Consider the following 24,861-nt stretch of genomic DNA (forward strand, 5'->3'; position numbering starts at 1 on the left):
AAGTGAATAACTGGAGGGCCGCTACAGCCCCGGGTGGATAGGAAACCGCGCATCCTAACGGCTGGGCAGCAAAACTACAACTGTGCTGCCGTGCGGGCAAAGCCTGGGTGGTGTTCGCTGGGCTTATAGTTACTTTTTATACAGTGTAGTCGATGCGCTGGATGATTGTGCTGGTTGGCGGTGCTAAGCGGTGACTAAAGAACCGGCACGAATTGTGTTAGCTTAACTGGGTACATGGAAATGGGGAAAGCAGATTGAAGACGAGCACGATGAGAAGGATACGCCCAAAAAGAATTTTTTCGCTGGTGGTAAAAGGGCTACTTACCTTGCTACCACTGGCCATTACACTGTACGCCGTTATTTGGTTGGCCAGCACGTTAGAGGTAGTGTGCCGTAAATTGTTAATATTTCTGTTACCGAATTTCTGGTACTTCCCCGGCATGGGGCTGATGACCGCCATTGCATTATTAGTATTGGTTGGCTTGGTGATGAATTTGTACGGCATGCGCTATCTGGTGGGGTGGGGCAATCGTCTGGTACAAAAAATACCGCTGATCAGCTCAGTGTATTCGGCCATTAGCGACATTATTACGGTGTTTAATATCGGCAAAAACAGCGAACTCAGCGCGGTGGTCAGCGTCGATAGTGGCAACGGCTTCCGCCAAATTGGATTCGTCACGGGTGAAAACGCCGGTGAGCGTTTATTCCCAGGCCAGAATAGGGTGGGGGTGTATTTGCCCATGAGTTATCAGATTGGGGGCTTTACCATGTACGTGCAACGCGAACATCTGGAGCCACTGGATATCAGTATCGAAGAGGCCATGCGCATCGCACTCACCGGCGGTGCCCAGGATGAATCTATGTTAGGCAAGGACCAAAAAACCTTGGAAGAGGCCATCCCTTAACTGTGTAAATATGACAATTGGCGAGCCTGGAAATGCAAACCGTACCCGGGCTCTTATTCGGCTTATTATTCGGCACTGCCCATTTTGCGGTCATATTAGTGTCACGCAATTTAAAATAATTTGTAATACCGTCTACCTACACTCGCGCCCAGAACAACCACATCACATGGGGACTGGGATATGCACACTCAAAAACTACTCGTCAGTGCCGTGGCATTAGCTTCTACCGCTTTTGCTTGGGCCCAAGAAGACACCGCCGAAAACCAAAACCAGGTCATTGAAGAACTACTGATTATTGGCCAGCAAAAATCCTACGGTAACAATGCTGTAACGCAATCCATGATGGATCAACATTCCTCACTTACCAGCGTGGTGGATGTCATAGACAACATCCCCGGAGTGTTGGTTACTGAGGGTGACAGCTTTGGCGCCGATGATTGGTCCACCACCGTCAGTATCCGCGGCTTTCAATTAAACCTAGATCAACAACAAATCGGCATGACCATCGATGGCGTGCCTAACGGTAACTCCAACTACGGTGGCGGGTCCAAGGCCAACCGGTTTATCGATTCGGAAGATTTGGCCGGCGTGGAGGTTTCCCAAGGTACGGCGGATATTTCGTCCCGTTCCCACGAAGCCCTGGGCGGCACCCTGAACTATTTAACCAGTAACCCCGCAGATGAGTTTGGCTTTACCCTGAGCACTGCCGTTGGTGAGTACGATGCAAAGAAAGTTTACGCCCGTTTGGACACCGGTGAGTTTGCGCCCAACACCTCGGCTTGGATCAGTGTGTCCAAATCTGAAAGCTCAGATTTTATGGAAGGCTCCGCTGAAAACGAGCGCGAGCATGTATCCGCAAAAATCGTCAGCGCGCAAGAGTTTGTCACCGTCACAGGTTTTGTTTCCTACGACGATGCCCATGAAGACAACTACCAACGTATTACCGTTGCCGAGTTCGACGTTAACGAAAAGTCCGACCGCTTAATCGGCACCTGGACAGGCATACCTTATGTTGACCAAGTGTATCGCAAGGGCTGGTCTACACTGCGCGAAAATACCTTGGGTTATTTGAAAGTAGAATTTGAAAACGACGGCTTCAGCGCCAATGCCACTGGCTATTACCACCACAACAATGGCCGAGGCGATTGGTTGCCGCCCTACGTGGTTGCTGCGGATGGTAGCCTAGTAACCTACGTCGACAACACTGGCGCGCCTATTTCCTACTTTGCTGCCGATGGCACAGAGGTAGTTTCCATCCCCGGCTGTGAATCAACGTTGACCTTTCCCTACGGCGGTGGCAGCGCGGCCTTTGACCCAAGTTGCCAGGACACCAGCAACGGCGCCATTCCGGTGGGTTCCTACCGTCACACGCACTACACCAAAACTCGCACCGGCTTAACCGCAGACATCGCCTGGGCGGCGCAATTTGGTGAGGTCGCCAATACCTTGCGTGGTGGCTTGTGGTATGAAGATTACCTGCGCGAAGAATCTCGCAACTGGCACCAAATTACGGATTCCCGCCTCGGCTATTCCTTTGAGGGCAGCCCTTACTGGTTACAATACGATAACGAGTTCCCGGTCACCACGGCGATGTACTACCTGGAAGACAGTATCGAAATGGCAGGCGTAACGGTTCGCTTGGGCGCAAAAAAATTCTTCGTTGAATTGGATAAAGACAACGAGCTAACCGGCGCCGGCGGCCCGGAAGTGGATTCCGATTCCGATGTGTTGCCGTCTTTTGGTGTGGTTTACAACACGCCGGTGGATGGCTTGGAAGTATTTTTTGGTTATGCCGAGAACTTTGCTGCCATCAAAGACGTGGTACTGGAGTCCGCCGATGCGGTGGCAAACGTCGAAGCCGAAACCGCTAAAAATACCGACGTGGGTATTCGTTTCCAGAACGATAAATTCCAAGTCAGTGCCGTGTATTACGACATCGAATTCGATAATCGCATCCAATTTGTGGATGGTGGCAACGATGTCGTTTCCGGTGGTTCGGACTACCTTGGTGAAGTGGCTGGCCAGTACATTAACCAAGGCGGCATTGAGTCCAACGGTTTGGAGTTAGCGTTTAGCTACAACATTAACGAAAACTTCTCGTTTTATTCTGCCTACACCTATAACGACTCCACCTACCTAGGCACCGGTGATTCCGCTGTAGATACGGCCCTGGGCATTAACCCAGGTAATACCGTTATTGGTTCGCCGGACAACATGTTGGTGTTGTCTTTGGATTTTACCATGAGCAATTACTACGCCGGCGTTAGCCAAAAATGGGTGGACGAACGTTTTGTCACCGCGGATAACAGCTCGGCCAATATTGCGCCGGATTATTCCTTGTTTGATGTCTATGCCGGCACTGACATCGCGCTTAATTCCAGCTTTATCGAAAGCCTGAATGTGCATCTCACCGTGAATAACTTGCTGGATGAAAATTACCTATCCGGTATCTCCGGTGATTGGGGCGCCTGGGTAGGCGCACCGCGCACAGCGGTGTTGGGTTTGACGGCCAAGTTCTAACAAGGATTGGAGGAAGCTCTGATTAGCCTCGGTTGCTTCTGCGCGAGCCCTCAAAGCTCAGCTGGCAAGGCGACTTTCGCAGTTAATGGCCTTAGTCCTTAGCAAGAAAGTCAACGCTGTCAGATGGGCTTTGAGGCCGCGCCCTTTGGGGCCGCCAGAGCTTCCCGATATCCTTGTTAGTGTTTTTTGACCGGGGCGCGCAGCCGTACGGCCAGTATGCCTGCAAAACACTGCCGCGATCTCGGAAAGCTCTGACTGCCAGAAGTCAGCCGAGGTTAGTCAGAGTTTCCTAGGTTTTTTCGGGGCTTCGGCCCCGTTTTTTTGGAGCGGTATTATGCGGGTTTTGGTTATGTGTTTATTGGCAGTGCTGTGCTGCCAAAAGAGTTGGGCTGCGGACCACCTGGTGTTGATTACGTTGGATGGTCTGCGATGGCAGGAGCTGTTTCGCGGCTATGAAGACGCGTTACTGGAAAGTGAAGACTTTACCAAGCGGCCCGAGGACTTGAAAGTAATGTTCGATGGCGAAAGCACCGAGCAAAAACGCGAAAAGCTGATGCCATTTATGTGGCAAACCGTTGCCAAGCAGGGCGTTCTTATTGGCAACCAAGATAAACAGTCATCCATGCTGCTAACCAACACCTGGTGGTTTTCATATCCCGGTTACAATGAAATACTCACCGGCAAGGCCGACCCGAGCATAAACTCCAATGAAGCGGTGCCAAACAAAAATGTAACCATCCTAGAGTGGGTTAATCAACATAAAGACAACAAATCCAAAGTGGCCGCGTTTACCGGCTGGGACGCCTTCCCGGCGATTATTAACGAACAACGCAGTGGTGTTATGGTCAATGCCGCTTTCGAAAATGCGCAATGGAACAAGCTTTCTGATCGGGCCAAGGTGATTAATGAGTTGCAACACAGCACACCCAGCCCCTGGCACAATGTGCGCTTCGATGCCTTCACCTATGGCTTGGCGAAAGAATATTTGTTGGCCGAACAGCCTAAGTTAATGTACATCGCCTTGGGCGAAACCGATGACTTTGCCCACCAGGAAGAATACGACCAATACATTAAGTCGGCCCACCGTTCAGATCAGTTTATTGCCGACCTTTGGCAAACCATTCAAACTACCAAGGGTTTAAAAGGCAACACCAATATCGTTATCGCGGTAGACCACGGCCGGGGAGTTACCGCACAAACCTGGCCCCACCACGCCAGTGCCAAAGCGCTAAAGCAGTATTTTAAAATGGAGCAGCAACCGAAAGAGGGAATCGTAGGCTCCAATGCCGTTTGGTTAGCGGCGATTGGTCCAGACATTCGCGCGCTGGGCGAATTAACCGCTGCCCAACCTATGTATCAAAACCAAATTGCTGCCACGGTGCTCTCTCTGTTGGGCTATCAATTCACCGATTATGCCACGGACATTGGCAAGCCTCTCACCACAATAATTGAGCCATAAAAATGCCGGTGCCGAGCCAGCCTCGGCACTACTGTTTTAACGCCGAGTCAACAGTACTTTAACGCTGGTTCAAAAGCTAATCTGCGTTTCGCCACCGCTTATCCTTCCGGCACACCAGCCTCGCTTACTCGGTAGCCAGTTTCCCCTGACCAACGGCACTGAATACCACGTTTACTCACCTATACTGGTTGAACACAAAAATTTTATCTTGGTTATAAATGGATTTCTGGCGACTCTTAAGCCCTGCAGCAGCGGATGGCACATTGCTAATCGGCCACCACAACCCCTGGGTTGGCGGTGCGGCGTTCTTTTTGGCAGTGGTGGGTGCCTCTGTGTTGGTGCCGGCGGTAAATCGTTATCGCGGCCATCAGCATCGCTACGTTTGGTTACTGGGAGGCGCGTTGACAATGGGCCTGGGCTTTTGGGGTATGCATTTCGCCTCCATGCTGGCCTACCATCTGCCTGTTATCCACGGTTACGATCGAACACACAGCTTGCTGTCCATGGTGCCGGTGATCGTCGCCTGTGGTTTGTGCATCTTTTTATGTTCTTTTAACCGTAGTCCCCCCTACCATGTTGTTTTAGCCGCTTTGGTGTTAGGGATTGGTATTGCTGGTACGCACTTTTGGGGCATGGAGGCCATGCGGCTGCCGGTGGCCATGCATTACAAACCCGGGCTTTTCTTTGTTTCTTTACTTGCGGCATTTGTGTTGCCTCTGGGCGCGTTACTGAGTGTGCATTGGTTGAGAAAGAAGGTTTCTCATCACTCAAACGCACTGCCTTTGGTGGCCACATTGGCGGTGGGTTTGTCGGTGTGCGCTTTCCATATTTTGGCCATGAGTGCCACCTACTTTGTGGTGACAGACCCCTCTGTATTGGTGACGACCCACCCCGTGCCCAGGGGATTGATGGCGGCCATCGTATTGGTTGCGATATTGGTAGTGTTGTTACTCATCGGTCTGCTGCTGGATCGCCGCTGGGTGGATTTAAGCCAATCCTTAGCGCGCAGTGAACAACGTTTTACGCGTATGGCGCAAAACAGTGGCGTAGCAATATTCACCTACAACCAAAACGGTGTGGTGTACGCAAACCCTGCGTTATCGACGATTTTAGGCTACGACAAAAAAGAGATTGAAACCCTGCCCCTAGCCGAAGTTTTAGGTCAGGACTGCGCAGACTTTGCCCTCGGGGCCATCAATGGTAAGCCCGTAGAGGGTGAAAATTTTCAAAGCCAGTTTGAAGTAACCACCAAAAGTGGCCACGTACGTTGGATTTATTTGAGCATCAGCGTTGAGCGAAAGTGCCAGGCGTTGATTGGCCTAGCCAGCAGTTTTGATATTACTAGCCAGAAACTGGCTGAGTCTAATTACCGCAAATTGGCCTATAAAGATTCCTTAACCCGGTTGGCCAACCGAGCTATGTTTATCGACCGGGTAGAGCATCACCTGGCGTTGTTAAACCGACGCGGCGGCAACATTACCTCGTGCATTTTATTAATCGATTTGGATAAGTTTAAGGTCACCAACGATACCCTTGGCCACGCCCATGGCGATCAACTGCTGCAAGCGGTGGGCGAGCGTTTGTTGGCCTGTTCTCGCAGTAGCGATACCGTGGCGCGATTGGGGGGTGATGAGTTTGTGATTCTGGCCGAGGGTGCCGATGATATTTACGACATCCAAGCCATCGCTGAAAAAATCATTGAGGAATTTAAAACGCCTCTGAATATTGGTGTGCAGCAGGTGCAAGTAGAGATCAGTATGGGAGCGCTGCCCATTGTGCCCAAAGCCTACAATAGCTCTGACGACATACTGCGTGATGCCGATATTGCCATGTACCGGGCTAAAAAAGTGAATGGTTCCTACTGGGTGATATTTAATGAAGAGTTGGATGCCTCTGCTCGCCGTATGCGGCAACTGCAAATTGAATTAAAGCAAACCATCGAGCAGGGCAGCTTGCAGTTTTTTTATCAGCCCATTATCGATATCGCAGAACAGCGGGTGGTGGGTTTTGAATCCTTGGCCCGTTGGCAAAGAGAAACCGGCGAATGGGTCTCACCGGCGGAATTTATTCCTCTGGCGGAGCGCTCTGGCAGTGTGTCGGATATTGGTTTGTGGGCACTTAAACGGGCGGCGCAGCAGGTGGCGCAGTGGAGCGCTCGGTTTAATCGTCGGGATATCTACATCAGTATTAATATCGCGGCGGTGTCGTTTGGTGACGAGCGCTTTTACCAATTGCTGGATGACATGTTTGCACAATACGATTTGGCACCGGGGCAAATTCGTATTGAGCTGACTGAACGTATTTTAATGGAAAACGCCGACATGGTGTTGCCCAAGCTGGAAAAATTATTGCAAATGGGCTGTAACCTGATGCTCGACGATTTCGGCACCGGCTATTCTTCGCTCAGTTATTTACACCGTTTACCCATCAATACCGTGAAAATAGACCGTAGCTTTATCGAAAGCCTCAACCAAGATCAACAAGCCCCGGCCATTGTAAAATCCATTGTGGGCCTGGCTGAGAATTTAAATATGTCGGTCATTTCTGAAGGCGTAGAAACGCCCCAGCAATCGGCGCAGTTACTGGATTTGGGTTGCCAAGTGGTGCAGGGGTTTTTATATTCTAAGCCCATGCCACCAGAAGCCGCTGAGGCGTATTATGAGCAATACAACAGCACGGGTAATATCGTCAGCGACGACTCCCTGGCCGCGAACATGATGTAATGCTTGGCGGGCAAATCCCTAGGTGTTGCGCATTTGTGTTTAAACTGTTTCTGTTTACGACCCTGGTGTTTGTTGCCATCGTGACCCTGGTGATTACCCTAGAAAACCGCATCTGAAAACGCCGCGCAGCGTTTATCGATGCCTACGCCTTTCCTGTCAAAGTCGAACTACAACTCGCTAAGCCGTACTCTAGTCTAAGCCAGGCCCAGCGCAGCCATGTACTAGCGGCGTTAAGAGAGTATTTTCACCTTTGTAGTGAAGCCGGTGGCATTCCGGTGGCTAAGCCGACCCAGGCTGTGGACGTTGCCTGGCACGAATTTATTCTGCACACACGCGTTTATAAGGGATTCTGTAAATAGGTATTGGGTCGAATTTTACATCACACACCTGCCGAAGCCATGGTGACACCCATCCACTCGTCACAAGGGGCCCAAGAGGACATCCGCGTGGCCTGGCGTCTGTCCTGTATGCGCGAGGGCATCGATCCCCAATCCCCGTCGGCGCTGCCCACCCTGTTCGCGTTAGATTCTGACTTGAATATCCCGGATGGCTCACCTACGAGCTCGACTGCGTAGCAAGTCTCAACCAAAACGGCTACTGCGCCAGTCATTTCGGCTGCACTTCTCATCGGCCATGACACAGCTAGAGTAATACGACGGTGAACAATCACAGAGTGCGAGCTACTTGGAGATCGCTGAGTTTCTTTCCACTCAAGGAGCGAACACGGCAGCTGATTTATCGCAGTTGTGGCGTCGTATCATATTCAATATAGCCGTATCTAACACAGATGATCATCTGCGCAATCATGGCTTTTTACTGGTAAAGAATGGTTGGAAATTATCTCCTGCGTACGACTTAAGCCCCATCGTTGGGAAGCGCGGATTACATCTGAATATTACGGATTCGGACAACGCTTTAGACTACCAATTAGCCTTTGACGTAAAAGATTTCTTTCGGCTTTCTAGAGTCCAAGCCGATAAAATTTATGATGAAGTCCTGTACGCGGTTAGACAATGGCGGGCCGTTGCTAAGCGGCTAGGTGTTAGCCGCGCGGAGCAAGCCATGAGTGAGTCGGCGTTTAACGTTTGATACGTTGGACGAAATTTGCTGGTTTAGCCTTGGGGAAATTAGACCTTAACATCTAGGCAAGCTCGATTCTTACTATGCTACAGATCTTAGATCGTCTTTTGGGCTTTAAGGATGTTTTTATGGATGTCTCAAATGGTTGTCACTAAACAGTGCGCTTTGTTTATATGCAAGCCGGCTGTCAAGATAAAAAAGTCCTGCATTTAACAATAAATAGCAGGGCTTTTTAGTAAGCAAGGTGGCAAAAACTATTCGATATTCTGCACCTGCTTATTGAGCAGCGGCCTAGACCTTAGTGAAATCAACGAGTTATCGAAAATAAACCGATCAAAAATGCCTGTTTGCCCACCAAACTGCCCACCACTTGCCTATGGTTTTTACTAAATCTTAGTGGTTAGCAATGGAAAAACAGTGCCGTTTTTATGCTGCTGTTAGAGCTAAAACATAGCAGTTTTGAAGGGCTTTATCGAGCAAGATTTCCGTCAACATAGCTTTGCCATTTTTTCACTGGTTCTACGCGATAGTAATGAGTCAGCAGAAAGCTCACCTAGCCTGAAATGGACATTATGGTGTCCATTTTAATAGAAATAAGCTCAATATGGATACTATGGTATCCAAGAGAGATAAGACTGAGTGTCGAATGGTAGGCATCAGGTCTACAAATTGTTATCCCTAAGGTAACTTTGTGTAGACCTCGGGGCTAAGCAACGCGCCTTTACCATCTCTGAGGTAAATACTGCGTGAAATACAAAGGCATCACGATATTGGTTTGTTCTAACGCTGAAGAGCCTTGTGTACCCGTTAACTTAAAGGTTTTACTTGGAGTACATTTTTCAACGTAGGATGCCAACGATTTTGCTCTTGTACGTTTACCACTTTTGACTTCCACAGGGACGATATCGCCTTCATCGGTCGCCAAAATAAATTCGATTTCGGCGCGGGCGTCATTCCATGAATAACTTGGGTCAACGCCAATAGCTGTGAGCTCTTGTTGCACAAAGTTTTCAGCCAGATAACCTTTGTATTCATAGTTTTGTTGCTTAATCTCTTTATAACTGCTGCCTAGTATATGATTGAGCAGGCCTACATCAAACAGAAACAGTTTCACCATATTTTCTTTTTTATAGGCCGCCAACGGAGATTTCGGCAATCCTTCAATAGGGTAGTTTGGCAAAGCTAAGCGACAGCAGTTAAGCCAATGGATCGCGGTTTCAAAATCGCTATAACGAGATTTACGCTCATGCACATGCTTAAATTTAAAGCGTTTAACCGACTCATCGCTGACAAGTGATAGCTGAGCAGGAATACTGTTAAACACCGATTCAATCAGTGTGGCGCCAACCTTGCCTGCGTACTTACCAAAATCGCGGCGATAACCTTCAACTAAATCGGCATGAATTTTTGTGACTTTTTCTACACGTTCTAGAATGCTTGAATCCTTATACTGATACCAAGCAGAAACGGCTTCCGGCATACCACCGATAAAAAAATAGTCGATTAGTTTATCCATCAATTTAGTGTGCACCGCCGGTGTGCTTGCTTGACTATCAAATGCTTTGATCAGTGCTTGCTCGTTGGATGCGTAAATAAATTCTTGGAAGGTCAGTGGTCGTAAATTGTATTGTTCTACCTTGCCTACAGGGAAGGTATTGAGCAAACCAATGTTAGAACCGCTGGCTGCGACAAAATAGGACGGTGCTTTTTCGGCAAAATACTTCAACGAAGTAACGGCTCGTTCACATTCGCCAATTTCATCTAATATCAGCAAGTCGGTTTCTGGATTGAACGCTTGGCTGGTTAACAACTCAATGTTCATTACTAGCTCGTCAGGTGACAATGAGCCATCGAACGCCTCTTTGTAGGCAGGGTTTTCAAGGAAGTCGATACGAAGGATGTTGGCAAAGGTGTTTCCAAACAACTCTTGCAGCAGATAGGTTTTACCAGTTTGTCTTGCACCATCGATCAATAATGGCTTGCGCACAGGTTGATTTTTCCATGCTATGAGGGCGTTGAGTAAGTTGCGCTGCATTGTCATTTCCCGCAAATTAAGACTGTTAACTGCCTGTAGTATAGCTCAGTCCACACTTTTACGCGCAGAAAAGTGCGTAATATTACATTTTTATGCGCATAAAAGTGTAATTTGATGGCCTTTGGCATTCAGGGATTCACATCATCGCCTTGGCCAACGCGCAAGCTAAACCTAAAGGTGGGATATAAATCCAATTATATTGAGTAAAGTGGGAATATAGTCCCATATTTTACTTGTTGACGTTGCTTGAATTTAAAAGTTGGACTATATTCCCATTAACGGTTAAATAGTGGGAATATAGTCCCTTTGGTTGGTGATATGGCTAAGCGTGACTTACACAATGTACTGTTTCCGAAGCAGCGCAAAATCCTGACGCATTTTGGTGAAGACTTGCTGTTGGCGATGAAACGACGTGGTTTTACAAAAAAGCTACTGTGTGAACGTACTGGTTTTGATCATAAAACCGTGAATAAAGTCTTCGCCGGTGATCCGGGCGTTGCCATAGGCACTTACTTAAAAGTGATGGCCGTTCTTGGCATGGAAAGCAACTTTGCAGAAATGGCCGCTCATGATGAAGTGGGCATCAAGCTGCAAAACATAAAATTACTGGAAGGTTCAAAATGAGCCGTGAAATCGTCGAAGTCTATGCCGACTGGCAGCCAATTGAAGCGCCTTTGCTAATTGGGCTGCTTGCTTACAGTGATTCAAGCCGAGGTGGCGTATTTAGTTTTGCCTACGATAAAGCATTTTTAACCTCAGCCTATCGCTTGCAAATTGATCCAATCCTAACTCTTCACTCCGGTGAACTCTATAACGATGAAGCCGATAAAAACTTTCGCGCATTTCTTGATTCATCGCCTGATAGATGGGGGCGTATTTTAATGCAGCGGCGTGCGGCGATTGAGGCGCGCAAAGGCATTCGAGCAACAAGTCGATTAAACGAATTGGATTACCTGCTGGGCGTACATGACTCTTATCGGATGGGGGGGATTCGATTTAAGCGAGTAGGCTCGGATGCTTTTTTGGACGACAACTCTGAGTTTGCTGCGCCGCCAATGGCTTCTTTGCGAGAGCTAGAGCACGCAGCAATGCAGATTGAAAAAGACGATAACATCGACAGTGACGAGTATTACCGCTGGTTGAAAATGCTGATTTCTCCAGGCTCATCATTAGGTGGTGCAAGGCCCAAGGCTTGTGTCACAGATGAACAAGGCCACTTGTGGATTGCCAAGTTTCCCAACTTAAATGATACCCATGACGTGGGGGCGTGGGAGATGGTCTGTTATGAATTGGCGTTGGCGGCAGGTATTGACATGTTTCCAAGTGAGATTAGGCTGTTTTCCTCTGGGTATCATACCTTTTTAACAAAACGGTTTGATCGCGACGGTGAAAAGCGGCTGCATTTTTCATCGGCTATGACACAGCTTCAATACTATGATGGTGAACAATCTCAAGGTGCCAGCTACTTAGAGATTGCTGAATTTATTTCCAATTCTGGTGCACAAACCACAGCCGATTTAGCTCAGTTATGGCGACGTATCGTGTTTAATATTGCGGTGTCCAACACGGATGATCACCTGCGTAACCATGGGTTTTTATTAACAAAGAATGGCTGGAAGTTATCACCCGCTTATGATTTAAACCCGATAGTGGGTAAGTATGGCCTGCATCTGAATATTACCGATGCAGACAACGCTTTAGACTACCAATTAGCCTTTGACGTAAAAGATTTCTTCCGACTATCTCAGACCCAAGCCACGCAAATTTACGATGAAGTATTAATGGCGGTGAAGCAATGGCAAATCGTTGCTAAGCAACTAGGGATCAGCCGAGCCGAGCAAGCCATGAAAGAATCGGCGTTTAACGTTTAATGAGTAAGTGAAACACTATGTTCATTTTTGGTTGGAAAATGAAGCTATAGTTTCACTTTTATTCTTTGTCTCACACTCCATGTGTTGTAACACGCCACTTACCTCTTGGGCTTTTGGGGCAGTATGGGCAAAGCCTTAATTCATGCCATTTAGCCACAAACCAACCCTGCCCCACAGCGCATTTATTGTTTTGGGCACTATCTACAAACTGGGGCAAGTAGCGACCTGTACCCTCAGAAAGCTGCACGATCTGGGCATTTATCTGCCTACTGCGTCCGATTAGTACTGGCAAACTCCTAACTGAACTTAACAGATCAGTGAGGAAGCAAACGATGAACCCAACCACACAATTACCCACAAACTCAGTACACCCAGCGCGTCAGCAGCGGATTTTGCGATTACCCGAGGTAAAGGCCAAAACTGGCTTTGGCCGCAGTACCATTTATGCCCCTATTTATATACAGAGAGGGGCCAACGGGGAATTTCCCCGATCCATTCGTATTGGTGCGCGTGCCGTGGGCTGGTTAGAAAGCGATATCGACCAGTGGATTGAAACCCGCCGTATCGGTGCTGCTTATGGCCGTGGATAAACCATCAGCATCAAACCAATTACCTGCCAGTGATATGCATAGCAACGAGCCAAAATTACCAGCTGGTTTTGCCTATAACGCGCAAAACTGGCTGGTGATGCAATCGGCTGGGCAAGATAGCCCTGTCAAAATTTGTTCTTGGCTGCAAGTAGCTGCTCGTACTCGCGATCCGCAAGGGGACACTTCTCTATATAAACAAAAAGGGGCTATTTATTGCACTGGTTAGACGATGACAATCGCCATCGCTATTGGGCCATGCCAGCAGAACTATTGGCCGGAGACGGCAGCGAGTACCGCCGAATCCTACTCAGCCGAGGTATGCGGCTAAGCAACAGTGTCAAAGCGCGGCAGTTGCTCTCGTTGTTTATTCAACAAATGGGCGAGCTGGCCAAGCAAAAGGCCATTAGCGTGAACTGTATTGGTTGGCATCACCACGCTTATGCGCATCCGCGCCTCACCTTTTACCCAAGCGAACACAGCAACAACCCACGCATGGTGCTGCAAACCATGCACCCGATAGAAGGCTTTATTCAACAAGGTAGTAGCGACAGTTGGCGGCAGCACGTTGGCCGTTATTGTCTGGATAACCCGCTATTGATTGTTGGTGTCTGCGCTGCACTGGCTGCGCCTTTGTTGCACTTGTGTGGGGTGGATGGTTTTGGTTTACACCTCTATGGTGCCAGCAGTACTGGTAAAACCGCAGCGCTGTATCCAGCATTATCGGTGTGGGGCGAGCCTAATCAACTGCGCCACAGTTGGCGTGCCACGGCCAACGGTTTAGAAGGCACAGCATTAGCGCATAACGATGCCTTGCTGGCGCTCAATGAAATGGGCGAAGTTGACCCAAAAGAGGCAGGCGATGTCGCTTATATGCTTGCCAATGGCCAAGGTAAAACCCGTGCAGGCAAATACGGTGAAATGCGCTTACCCGCGCGTTGGCGTTAGGTGTTTTTATCTACTGGTGAAGTGACACTCGAAAGCCATCTTGCCAGTATCGGCAAGCGCGTGAAAGCGGGGCAGCAAGTGCGCGTGATTGATCTCAGTGCCGATGCCGGAGCGCAAATGGGCGTGTTTAACCAGAGTCATGGTATGAACGCCGCCGATTTAGCCGATCACCTAAAACAGCAAAGCTGCCAACATTACGGCAGCTTGGCCTTGGACTGGTTACGGTATTTAACGAAGCACAGTGCGCAGGTGCGACCCGTTTTCCAAAACGTACGCCAACGCTTTTTAACCAGCTTGTCACCTGAAGCAGACGGCCAAGTGCGCCGAGTTGCCGAAAAATTTGCCTTACTGGCTAGCGCCGGGTTGTTAGCCATTCAAGCCAAAGTACTTGATTGGCCAGCTCAAAGTGTCGAAGCCGCCTGTTTAAGCCAGCTTAACCAATGGATACTTGCTCGCGGTGGTGTAGCCGCCAATGAAGATCAATGGCGGCCCACCACCGATTTGCTTATTGAATCAGCAGCTAACCTGTTGTGGTGGCGAGTTAAATGCGAAAATCAGGCAACTTACTGCCCACCAATTTGCTCACCGCAAAATGCTTATTGAGCAAAAATGAGGGGACTGCCCACCATTCTGCCCACCACTAAACAGGTAGTTGGTAACGGACATCTGCAAACCGATTTGGACGGGAAAAATAAAAAAGCCCTATATTTACAAGCAAATAACAGGGCTTTTAAGACATTCTTGGACGGGTAAAAAAACTATTCGATATTCTGCACCTGTTCGCGCATTTGCTCGATCAGTACTTTTAAATCCACCGCTATTTGAGTAGTGTCGCTGACGGTGGATTTGGAAGACAAGGTATTGGCTTCGCGATTGAGTTCCTGCATTAAAAAATCTAGGCGGCGACCGATGGGATTTTTTTGTTTAAAGCAGTGTTTGACTTCCGCCACGTGGGTTTCCAAGCGGTCCATTTCTTCGTCTACATCGGATTTTTGCGCTAAATAAACCAGCTCTTGCTCTAAGCGGCTTTGGTCTATTTCCACTTGCAATGCGTTTATTTTCTCTAAAATCTTCTGCTTTTGGTTGGCTAAAATATCGGGCATTAAGGTGCGAACTTTAGCCACTAATTCTACGATGGTATCCAGCCGCGTTTCGATCAGGTTTTGCAGCTCGGTGCCTTCTCGGGTACGCTGATCAATAAGCTGGGTTAGCGCTTGATCAAACCCCGACAACGCATCGCTTTGCATTTGTTCAAAATCCAGTGGCGCGGTTTGAATAATACCGGGCCAGCGCATAACTTCTAGCGGGTTGAGCGGCGCGGCATTGGTTAGGCCCTGAGCTACGCAATCTACAGCTTGGCTGAGCTTGGCCAGAAAGTCTGTGTTTAATTCCAGTTGCTGATTTTTTTCACCAGCTTGATATTGCAAGTTAACTTCCACCTTACCGCGTCCCAGGCGCTTGCGCAGTTGATCGCGTAATTGGGGTTCCAGGGCTTTGAGGTTTTCTGGCAGGCGAAAATGGGGCTCTAGATAGCGGTGATTTACTGAGCGAATTTCCCAGGCAACATTGCCCCAATCAAAACTGCATTCGTGGCGGGCAAAGCCGGTCATACTGCGTGTCATAAGATTTACCTTGTTGTTGCGGCGCTGGCTCAATTATTTTTGTGCGCGTGTTTTTGTTGGTTTGCGTTCTACACCGGCGCTGCGTGATCAATTTTTGGCCGGTGGACGGCATCAAAGGATGAGCCTTGTGCGCTTTTTGGATTGCGATTGTGGCCCCCAGATAGCCCCAATCCCATCGAGCCTGGTTATAATGCAGTTTATTCTATAAAGCAGCAAGCCAAGGCCACAGCCCGGAGAAGCATTATGACAAGACCCAGCGGTCGAGAACTCAACCAACTGCGCAGCGTGCGCTTCCATCGCCACTACACCAAACACGCCGAAGGCTCGGTATTGGTGGAATTTGGCGATACCAAAGTGCTGTGCACGGCAACAGTGGAGGAGGGCGTGCCTCGCTTTATGCGCGGTGAAGGCCGCGGTTGGGTTACGGCGGAATACGGCATGTTGCCGCGCTCCACCGGCACCCGTATGGACCGCGAAGCGGCCCGTGGCAAGCAGGGCGGGCGCACGGTGGAGATTCAGCGTTTGATTGGCCGCTCGTTGCGCGCGGCCATCAACCTAGGGGCTCTGGGTGAGAACACCATTAAGGTTGATTGCGATGTTATCCAGGCCGATGGCGGCACCCGCACAGCGGCCATCAGCGGTAGCGGCGTGGCCATTGCCGACGCCCTAAGCGTGATGCAGGAGCGAGGCCTACTGGCCGCCGGCGCCGAGCCCATGCCCAATCTGGTGGCAGCGGTATCGGTGGGTATTTATCAAAATCAGGTGGTACTGGATTTGGATTACCCCGAAGACAGCAACGCCGAGGCCGATATGAACATTGTTATGTGCGAAGGTGGCGGCTTAATTGAGGTACAGGGTACCGCCGAGGCCGACCCATTCAGTGAGGCTCAGTTCACCGAAATGCTGGCCAGTGCGAAAGCTGGGCTGGCCGAGATTCATCAATTGCAGCGCCAAGCCCTGGCCGACTAGGCCAAACCAAAACAGCCGCTCATGGAGCGGCTGTTTTGAAGTGTGAAGCGGGGCAGGCGGCTACGAAGTTGCTGGTAGATTATATTTCGATGTCGTAATCCATAATTACCGGTAGGTGGGACGAGAACGCTTTGTTCTTGTAGATTACGCCGTATTCCACGCGGCTTTTCAGGTTGTTGGAAATCACCTGTAAATCCATACGCCAACCATCCCCCTCGCCAACCACGCCGCTGGGCCAGCTGGTGTATTCGTCGCAATCGCGGTTTACGCAACGGAAGGCATCGGTATAACCAATCTGGCGATACAGTTGGTCCATCCACTGGCGTTCCATGGGCAAGTAACCAGAATTGCCTTCATTGTTGCGGTCGTTTTGCACATCAGCGGGCTTGTGCGCCATTTGCCAGTTACCGCAAAAGATGTAATCCCGGCGTTTGCGGGTAATCTTGTGCAAGTGCGCCTGGAAATCATCAAAGAACTTAGCCTTTACATCGGCGGATTCCAATTCAGAGCTGGCGCTCGGGGCTAATAATGAGCCGATGCTGATATGTTCGAAGTCGGCCTGCAGATAGCGGCCCTCCATATCCACACCACTGCTGAAGCCCAAGCCGTAGATTAGGGCTTTAGGTTGATAGCGGCTGTAGATGGCAACACCGTTATAATGCTTCACACCAGAGTCGAAAAAGTAGGCAAAGTAGCCCTCTGGGTGAAAAATGTCGTGGTCTAATTCATACTCCAGAGCACGTAGGTCCTGTAGGCATACGATATCCGCATCTTGCTCGGACAACCACTCGTATAGACCTCGCTGGGCGGCCTGATGAATGCCGTCCACGCTCAAACTGATAATTCGCATATTCGCCCCTTGATTACGAACGTGTATGATACCGGCGTTTTAACTATTTTGTTAGACAGTTACAGTTTATTCCTGATTTTGCAGAGTATTTACTATGCTTGAGTACCAAAAAGCGTTCATCAAATTGGCCATTGATCAGCAAGTGCTCACCTTTGGCCAGTTCACCTTGAAGTCGGGCCGCCAGAGTCCATACTTTTTCAATGCTGGGCGCTTCCAAACCGGCGCTGCTTTGGCAAAGTTGGGGCGTTGCTATGCCGAGGCCATTGTCCGCTCCGGTGTTGCCATCGATATGATTTTCGGCCCAGCCTATAAAGGTATACCGCTGGCAGCCACCACGGCTATTGCGTTGAGTGATCATCATCAAAAAGACATGCCCTATTGTTTCAATCGCAAGGAAGCCAAAGATCACGGAGAAGGTGGTATATTGGTGGGCGCGCCGCTGACCGGCCGAGTGGCCATTATCGATGACGTGATCACCGCAGGCACCGCCGTGCGTGAAGTGATGACAATCGTGAACCAAGCCGGCGCAACGCCCGCAGCCGTGTTGATTGGCCTAAATCGCCAGGAGCGGGGCCAGGGTGAGCTCAGTGCCATCCAAGAAGTGGAGCGCGAGTTTAATATTCCTGTGATCAGTATCGTCAACCTCAATGATATTATCGACTATCTGAAAACAGAAACCGAAGGTCAGGAGCAATTGATTGCCCAGGTGCAAGCCTACCGACAGGAATACGGAGTAGAGTAACCTTGCTGAGCAGCTTTTTATCATCTGTCTTTCCGCGTTTTGGCAGCAACTTATTGATCGCTTCGCTGTGCTGGTCCGTGGCCGGAGATCTGCAAGCTGCTGAACGGCGGGAAATGTACCGCTACACCAACAAAGACGGCGTTAAAGTACTCAATTCCACCATCCCGCCGGAGTATGTGCAGGGCGGCTATGAGGTGGTCAATATGCACGGCGATGTGATCCGTGTGGTCGACCCAGGCTTGGATGCCGCCGGGGTAGAGGAGCTCAAGCGGCTAACCGAAGAAAAAGAAGCGGAAATCAAATGGGACCGCGAGCTGCTCAAACGCTACAGCACTGCAGCGGATGTTGAGTCTGCCAAATCTCGGCGCTTGGCCGAAATCAACACCAGCCTGGCGATTTTGCGCGGTAATATCGTCAGTTTGGATTCACAAATCGCCCGCGAGCAAGCCAAAGCCGCGGATCGCGAGCGCCGTGGCCAGGATGTACCTGAGGCCATTCTCACCAACATCAAAAACTTCAAGCTAGAGCGTGCCGCCGCCGAACGTATGATCGAAAATCGTTTGGCAGACTACGACGAAGTTGCCAGCCGATTCGACCGAGATATAGACCGCTTTTTAAAAATACAACAACGTTTAGACGAGCGTCGTTAGTCCGGTCCCGGAAATCCTTTTGCCTCAAAGATAGGCCTAAAATCCCTCTCAGATCGGTTACTACCGTGAAACGGCAGGTCTGCCGCTTCAGGGTTGCCGAGTGCCCGTGGTGTTAAATTCCTACGGTGTTAAGGCGCGGTGGCCAACGCTGGCCGAAAAAACTGGCTGGTGATAAGTTGCCATTGATCCGCCCAGTGGTCGCTAGGGGAGCGTTTAAATCCGCTTCTTACGTACTGGGCAATGCGTCCCTCAACCACGGCAATCAGCACGTTTGCTCCGGCGGTGACGCCAATTTCGGGGCGAATGCCCTCGCGCACTTCGGCCTCGCGGATAATCTGCTTAATTTGGGTTTCCAGGCGGTCGTAGAATTGCACCACCCGATTCTGTAAGCGTTCGTTTTCGCCGGTGAGAGCATCGCCGGTTAGGATGCGCGTGATGCCAGGGTTGCGTTCGGTGAAGGTGAGCAGCAGCACCATAATTTGTTCCAAACGCGGTAACGCCATTTCCTCTTCGCTCAAAATCAGATTAATGCGCGTAAACACCGTTTCTTCGATAAACTCGATCAGGCCTTCAAACATTTTTGATTTGCTGGGGAAGTGGCGGTAAAGAGCTGCTTCAGAAAAGCCCACTTGTTGGGCAAGTTTGGCGGTGGTAATTCGGTCGCCTGCAGACACTTCCAGCATGTGAGCAAGCGCTTGCAGTATCTCCTGTTTGCGAGAGATTTTTTGTTCTGATTTGGTCATAGCGGGGGACTTATAAGTCTAGTGGCCGTCAGCCATCTTTTGTTAAGGCCGATTCGATGGCCCACTCCATTGATAGCCTACCGAGCCGATCAATCTTAACGCAGCCAGTGGAACACCGGCTGCCTTAAATAATACTAGACATCAGTCACAGTTCTAGTACTTGGTGGTAAATAAGGTAGTGTTTTTTAGCAAAAATCGTGCTGGTGAGTATTGACTTACCTGCCCACACACAAAAACGGTTTTGCCAATTGTGTTAAAAAATGACCAAATTAAAAAAGCTTAACCCAATGATCAGTGCTGGCTACGGTTTGTGATGAGTGTGCCCACCCCGGCATCGGTGAAAATTTCCAGCAATACAGCATGGTCGACACGTCCATCAATGATGTGCGCCGAGTTCACGCCGCTTTTAACGGCATCCAACGCGCATTGAATTTTGGGCAGCATGCCGCCGTAAATGGTGCCATCGGCAATGAGGTTATCCACCTGCTCTGTGCTTAAACCGGTAAGTACTTCACCATTTTTACTTTGCAAACCGGCGACGTTGGTTAATAGCATGAGCTTCTCCGCTTGTACGACCTCGGCGATTTTTCCGGCCACTAGGTCGGCGTTGATGTTGTAAGAAGAGCCGTCCTCGCCCACGCCAATGGGCGCAATCACCGGGATAAAATGGCTGTTAATCAGCATGTCGATAACGCTGGTATTGATAGAGCGCACCTCGCCCACATGGCCGATATCGACGATCTCCGTCGCGCTGACTTCAGGGGTTTTGCGCTTCACGGACAGCTTTTTGGCACGAATCAACTGGCCATCTTTACCGGTGACACCGATGGCTTGGCCGCCGTTATTGTTAATTAAACTCACAATCTGCTTATTCACCGTGGCGCCTAGCACCATTTCAACCACGTCCATGGTGGCGCTGTCGGTGACGCGCATGCCGTCTACGAATTCGGATTGGATATTGAGCTTCTCCAGCAACTGGCCAATTTGAGGGCCGCCACCGTGCACGACTATGGGGTTCATGCCCACGGCTTTCATCAACACCACATCCCGCGCAAAGCTATTTTGCAAGGCCACATCCACCATAGCGTTGCCGCCAAATTTAACGACGATGGTTTTACCCGTGAAGCGCTGAATGTAAGGCAGGGCTTCGGTGAGTACCTCGGCGATGTTCATAGCGGCGGTACGGTCCAATGACATGATGATGTAACCTCTAGCAGTTGATTGGGTAAATATGGTGGCAAACCCGGGCCCTCGTTGGCCCTGGGGTTAGACTAATGGTGCTTGTGCGCCAATAATTTAGGGAGTGTCTGATTAATTACCTGCGTTGCCATCGCTGCGTTAAAAATAACCTCAAAATGATCATTTTGATCCCATAAACTTCGCTTTCTCGGTCATTTCGCCTGCGCCGGCTGCCTCGCCAATATTAATCAGAGACTCCTTAGAAATCGAGATTCAAGTTGGCGTCGACTTTTTCGAGCTCGCGTTTAAATAGCATTTTTAGTTGCTCAATGACGTCTTCGGTCTCGCCTTCAAAGCGCAGAGTTAATTCCGGACCGGTGTTGGAGGCCCGGGCTAAACCCCAGCCCTTGGCGAAGTCTACTCTTAGGCCGTCGATTGTAGAAGCTGTGCCGGATTGAAAGTCGCCAAACTCGATTAATTTCTCAATGATGGCAAACTTTTTCTCGTCCGGCACTGGGATGCGAATTTCCGGCGACGACGGCAATATCGGGAAGGCCTCAAAAATGTCGTCTAGGCTCTGCTCGCGCAGGGACATAATTTCCAACAGCCGGGCCGCGGCGAACATGCCATCGTCGAACCCGTGCCAGCGATCTTTGATAAAAATATGGCCGGAATATTCACCGCCCAGTAAGGCGCCGGTTTCCTGAATTTTATTTTTCATATTGGCGTGGCCAGTTTTCCACATCACAGGGCGGCCACCATAGCTACTGATTAACGTGCCCAACTGGCGGGTGCATTTAACATCGTATACCACATCTGTGCCTGGATTGCGGGCGACAATATCCCGCGCAAATAACATCAGTAGGCGATCTGGGGTAATGATCTCACCGGATTGCGTCACCACAAAAATACGATCACCGTCGCCGTCAAAGGCTACACCTAGGTCGGCCTGCTCGGCCTCAACCTTGGCAATCAAATCTTGCAGGTTTGCGGCTTTGCTTGGATCCGGGTCGTGGTTGGGGAAGCTGCCGTCCACCTCGCAGTACAGTGGAATCACGTCGCAGCCCATCTCCGAAAATAACAGCGGAGCAATTTCGCTGGTGGCACCGTTGCCGGCGTCAATGACCAATTTTACTTCGCCCATTAAAGCGATGTCGGACAAAATTTCGTCGATGTAGTTGTCGGTTACCGGAGCGGAGCGGCTATTGCCTTGGCCCTTGGCAAATTTGCCGCTTTCCATGACCGAATGCAGTTGCTGAATTTCTTCTTCGGATAAACTTTGCCCGGCAAGGGTTATTTTAAAGCCGTTATAGTCGGCGCTGTTATGGCTGGCGGTGACGATAACGCCGTTGTCGCACTCCTGGGAGGTGGCGACGGCGTAATACAGCAAAGGCGATGGCACCAAACCCAGTTCCAGCACATTAACACCAGTGCTGTTGAGCCCGGCGATCAGTGCCTGGCATAAATCTGGGCTAGAGCTGCGGCCGTCTCGGCCTACGAAAATGGTATTGCTGTTGTCGCTTTTTAACCGCGTGCCTATGGCTTTGCCCAGGTGCTCGGCAAAGCTGGCGTTGATTTGCTGCGGCGCAAGGCCGCGGACATCGTAGGCGCGAAATACTTGTCTGGGAAATTGGCTGTTGGCCGTGGCCGGCCGTGTGGCCGCGGCTTCGCTTTTGGGTGCGCTACGGCCAGCGGACTCGCCGGCCAGTAAATTTTGGTCTTCCGCGGCCACTTGCACGGCCATGATGGAGTTTTGGTTACGCGCGTTAGCGTTGGCGGTTTTAGAAGCTTGAATGCGTGCATGTTTGCTGGCGATCAGCAGCGCGGCGGCCAGGGCCACGAGCAACACAATGGGCCAGCTGATGTACAGCGCCCAGGGGGTGTGTTTTACCGAAGCTGCCAATTTGGGGCCAGGTTGAAAATGCAGGGACCACAAATGATTTATCTTCACCACCACCTCCTGGCCGCTGCCTTGACCGGAATTGAGCACCGTTTGTGGTTTGGTTTTGGCAAAGGTTTGGATCAGCCGAACTTTTCCGTCGAAGTTACCGTTGCGCGCAAAGGCTTGGCTGAAATAGCCCACCGGCACCCGGGCAAGGGTAACGCCGATAGGCTTATCCGATTGGGCATCGGGGGCTTGAATTGGGCTAACAAACGTCGCCACTTTTTGGCCATTATCGCCGCCAATCTCTGGCACCGTGTTTTCGCTACGCTTGGCTTGGTTAATCAGATCCAGCTCGGCAAAGCGAAGCGCCATTTCCGGGTACTGGGCTTCCGGAGCGATGTCCATGCGCAGGATGGCGCCTTCGCTGTTTTTCGGCAGCGACCTGGTGAGGTTGCTCTGCCAGCTTTGCAGGTCGCTGTCTTGTTTGGCTAGTGCATCGAGCAGTATGCCCCGCTCACTGAATTGAACTAACAGGCCACTGATGCGCCGTACATGGAACTGCAACAGCTCCTCGGCTTTCTTTGCCTGCTGCTGGCTAACGGCTAACAGTTGCTGTTGATGTTTAGCAACCACTAGGTTTTGCTGGCTCCAGTACACCCAGGCGCCAGTGATTACCACCGCTAAAACAATCAGCAGTTCTCGGGCCGACACTGTAATGGGCTTTTTTGTGTTTTCCGGTGCATCACTGCTGGCGGACGATTTCTTTTTCAAAGACAGCACTTGGTATCCTTACGATCAGCAACGCAGCAGGGTGCACTGTTGCGCAATCAGGTCGATCAGTTGTTTTGCCAGCGCAGCTTTATCCAGCTGGGGCAGCGCTTGCTGGCCGGTGGGCCAGATTACGGTCACTTCATTGGTGTCCGAATTAAAGCCAATGTCGGTGCGAGACACATCGTTGGCGATGATCATATCCAACCCTTTGCGCTGTAATTTGTCCTGTGCGTATTCAATCACTTGGTTGGTTTCAGCGGCAAAGCCCACTGTGAAGGGTTTGTTGGTGCGGCCGGCCACCTCGCTGATGATATCGGGGTTTTTGACCATGGTAACCGCTAGGTTATCGGCGCCGGTTTTCTTTATTTTAGTGCTCGCTACTTGATCCGGTCGGTAATCGGCCACGGCCGCTGCGCCGATAAAAATATCGCAGCGTTCTATGTGCTCAAATACCGCAGTGTGCATATTCAAGGCGCTGTCCACATCGATTCGGCGAACGCCCGGTGGCACCGGCAATGCCGTGGGGCCAGAAACCAGAATAACGTCGGCACCGGCCAGCGCCGCTGCCTGCGCAAGGGCGTAGCCCATTTTGCCGGAGCTGTGATTGGAGATGTAGCGCACCGGGTCGATGGCTTCACGAGTAGGGCCTGCGGTCAGTAAAACGGTTTTGCCGGCAAGCGCCGTGTTAGGGGTCAGCGCGTCACTCACAGCGGCAATAATCTCCGGCACCTCGCTCATGCGGCCCAGGCCCACATCGCCGCAGGCTTGGCTGCCGGCGGCAGGGCCAATTTGCATGATGCCCAAGGCCGCCAGTTGCGACATATTGCGTTGGGTGGCGGGGTTGGCCCACATGGCTTGGTTCATGGCTGGGGCTACCAGCAGGGGGCAACGCCGAGCCAGGCATAGGGTGGTTAGCAAATCGTCTGCTTGGCCATGGCAGACTCTGGCCAGCAGGTTAGCGCTGGCCGGGGCGATTACTAGGGCATCGGCCCAGCGAGCCAACTCTATGTGGCCCATGCCGGCTTCGGCTTCTGGGTCTAGCAGCTCGGTGTGCACCGGGTTACCAGACAGCGCCTGGAAGGTGAGCGGGGTAACGAAGTTTTGCGCCCCCTGGGTCATCACCACGCGCACCTCAGCCCCCTTATCTATCAGGCGGCGTACCAGTTCAGCGGATTTGTAGGCCGCAATTCCGCCGGAAACACCGAGCAGTATACGTTTGTTGGCTAGGGCCATGGTTTTGCCTTCTATGGTTAGGCCTGGTGGCACGGTGTGAATTTGCCCCAGGTCACAAATTTCTGATTTGTTGGGAATTTTCCCACAGA

17 protein-coding genes and 2 pseudogenes are annotated in these 24,861 nt (G+C 50.6%); 12 read left to right on the forward strand and 7 right to left on the reverse strand.

The genetic code is table 11. The features are described 5' to 3' along the window. The first annotated feature begins 269 nt into the window (after positions 1-269). From ACGHM3_RS00690 to ACGHM3_RS00710, 5 genes and pseudogenes are all read left to right on the forward strand, one after another. The gene (locus tag ACGHM3_RS00690; RefSeq protein ID WP_345416143.1) at positions 270-905 is read left to right on the forward strand and encodes a DUF502 domain-containing protein; all 636 of its coding nucleotides are present in this window, start codon (positions 270-272) and stop codon (positions 903-905) included. A 180-nt stretch (positions 906-1,085) separates the two neighbouring features. Next, on the forward strand, positions 1,086-3,425 hold the full coding sequence (locus tag ACGHM3_RS00695) for a TonB-dependent receptor domain-containing protein (RefSeq protein ID WP_345416141.1): 2,340 nt from the start codon (positions 1,086-1,088) through the stop codon (positions 3,423-3,425). 334 nt (positions 3,426-3,759) lie between these two features. Then, positions 3,760-4,884 (forward strand): alkaline phosphatase family protein, encoded by a 1,125-nt coding sequence (locus tag ACGHM3_RS00700; RefSeq protein WP_345416138.1) that lies wholly within the window; start codon positions 3,760-3,762, stop codon positions 4,882-4,884. A gap of 218 nt (positions 4,885-5,102) precedes the next feature. Next, positions 5,103-7,607, forward strand: a complete 2,505-nt coding sequence (locus tag ACGHM3_RS00705; protein WP_345416135.1) for an EAL domain-containing protein — start codon at positions 5,103-5,105, stop codon at positions 7,605-7,607. 612 nt (positions 7,608-8,219) lie between these two features. Next, positions 8,220-8,696: pseudogene (locus ACGHM3_RS00710) on the forward strand (type II toxin-antitoxin system HipA family toxin); the annotation flags it as partial. A 712-nt stretch (positions 8,697-9,408) separates the two neighbouring features. On the opposite strand, the gene ACGHM3_RS00715 reads toward ACGHM3_RS00710, so the two are convergent. Further along, the gene (locus tag ACGHM3_RS00715; protein ID WP_345416132.1) at positions 9,409-10,722 is read right to left on the reverse strand and encodes an AAA family ATPase; all 1,314 of its coding nucleotides are present in this window, start codon (positions 10,720-10,722) and stop codon (positions 9,409-9,411) included. 318 nt (positions 10,723-11,040) lie between these two features. On the opposite strand from ACGHM3_RS00715, the gene ACGHM3_RS00720 reads away from it, so the two are divergent. The 4 genes and pseudogenes from ACGHM3_RS00720 to ACGHM3_RS00735 all read left to right on the forward strand — a co-directional run. After that, complete coding sequence (locus ACGHM3_RS00720; protein WP_036984862.1) at positions 11,041-11,346, forward strand: helix-turn-helix domain-containing protein; 306 nt, start codon at positions 11,041-11,043, stop codon at positions 11,344-11,346. Continuing rightward, the gene (locus ACGHM3_RS00725) at positions 11,343-12,593 is read left to right on the forward strand and encodes a type II toxin-antitoxin system HipA family toxin (RefSeq protein ID WP_345416128.1); all 1,251 of its coding nucleotides are present in this window, start codon (positions 11,343-11,345) and stop codon (positions 12,591-12,593) included. The genes ACGHM3_RS00720 and ACGHM3_RS00725 overlap by 4 nt, the downstream gene beginning before the upstream one ends. A gap of 332 nt (positions 12,594-12,925) precedes the next feature. After that, the gene (locus tag ACGHM3_RS00730) at positions 12,926-13,183 is read left to right on the forward strand and encodes an AlpA family transcriptional regulator (RefSeq protein WP_345416124.1); all 258 of its coding nucleotides are present in this window, start codon (positions 12,926-12,928) and stop codon (positions 13,181-13,183) included. Then, positions 13,170-14,611 (forward strand): annotated as a pseudogene (locus ACGHM3_RS00735) (DUF927 domain-containing protein); the annotation flags it as partial. The gene ACGHM3_RS00730 and the pseudogene ACGHM3_RS00735, both read left to right, overlap by 14 nt. 275 nt (positions 14,612-14,886) lie before the next feature. Here the strand turns inward: ACGHM3_RS00735 and ACGHM3_RS00740 are convergent. After that, the gene (locus ACGHM3_RS00740; protein ID WP_345416120.1) at positions 14,887-15,750 is read right to left on the reverse strand and encodes a YicC/YloC family endoribonuclease; all 864 of its coding nucleotides are present in this window, start codon (positions 15,748-15,750) and stop codon (positions 14,887-14,889) included. A 243-nt stretch (positions 15,751-15,993) separates the two neighbouring features. Between ACGHM3_RS00740 and rph the strand changes: the two genes are divergently transcribed. Further along, positions 15,994-16,719: a ribonuclease PH gene (rph, locus tag ACGHM3_RS00745; RefSeq protein ID WP_345416117.1), complete on the forward strand. Its 726-nt coding sequence runs from the start codon at positions 15,994-15,996 to the stop codon at positions 16,717-16,719. A gap of 79 nt (positions 16,720-16,798) precedes the next feature. On the opposite strand, the gene ACGHM3_RS00750 is transcribed toward rph, so the two are convergent. After that, a complete protein-coding gene (locus ACGHM3_RS00750; RefSeq protein WP_345416112.1) occupies positions 16,799-17,569 on the reverse strand; it encodes an exodeoxyribonuclease III in 771 nt (256 codons plus the stop codon). Between the two features lie 94 nt (positions 17,570-17,663). Here ACGHM3_RS00750 and pyrE point away from each other — a divergent pair, with 94 nt between their 5' ends. Together pyrE and ACGHM3_RS00760 are read left to right on the forward strand one after the other, a co-directional pair. Next, positions 17,664-18,311 carry an orotate phosphoribosyltransferase gene (gene pyrE / locus ACGHM3_RS00755; RefSeq protein WP_345416109.1) on the forward strand — a complete coding sequence of 216 codons (648 nt, stop codon included), beginning with the start codon at positions 17,664-17,666 and terminating at the stop codon, positions 18,309-18,311. Between the two features lie 2 nt (positions 18,312-18,313). Continuing rightward, the gene (locus ACGHM3_RS00760; RefSeq protein ID WP_345416106.1) at positions 18,314-18,961 is read left to right on the forward strand and encodes a hypothetical protein; all 648 of its coding nucleotides are present in this window, start codon (positions 18,314-18,316) and stop codon (positions 18,959-18,961) included. Positions 18,962-19,089: 128 nt separating this feature from the next. On the opposite strand, the gene slmA is transcribed toward ACGHM3_RS00760, so the two are convergent. The 4 genes from slmA to coaBC form a co-directional block, all read right to left on the reverse strand. After that, the gene (gene slmA, locus ACGHM3_RS00765; RefSeq protein WP_345416103.1) at positions 19,090-19,704 is read right to left on the reverse strand and encodes a nucleoid occlusion factor SlmA; all 615 of its coding nucleotides are present in this window, start codon (positions 19,702-19,704) and stop codon (positions 19,090-19,092) included. 291 nt (positions 19,705-19,995) lie between these two features. Continuing rightward, on the reverse strand, positions 19,996-20,901 hold the full coding sequence (argB, locus tag ACGHM3_RS00770; RefSeq protein ID WP_345416100.1) for an acetylglutamate kinase: 906 nt from the start codon (positions 20,899-20,901) through the stop codon (positions 19,996-19,998). 241 nt (positions 20,902-21,142) lie between these two features. Beyond that, positions 21,143-23,539 carry a phosphomannomutase/phosphoglucomutase gene (locus ACGHM3_RS00775; protein WP_390517734.1) on the reverse strand — a complete coding sequence of 799 codons (2,397 nt, stop codon included), beginning with the start codon at positions 23,537-23,539 and terminating at the stop codon, positions 21,143-21,145. A gap of 24 nt (positions 23,540-23,563) precedes the next feature. Then, a complete protein-coding gene (gene coaBC / locus ACGHM3_RS00780) occupies positions 23,564-24,772 on the reverse strand; it encodes a bifunctional phosphopantothenoylcysteine decarboxylase/phosphopantothenate--cysteine ligase CoaBC (RefSeq protein WP_345416320.1) in 1,209 nt (402 codons plus the stop codon). Between the last annotated feature and the right edge of the window lie 89 nt (positions 24,773-24,861).

The organism is Halioxenophilus aromaticivorans, assembly GCF_042850945.1.
Taxonomy (GTDB): Bacteria; Pseudomonadota; Gammaproteobacteria; order Pseudomonadales; family Cellvibrionaceae; genus Halioxenophilus; species Halioxenophilus aromaticivorans.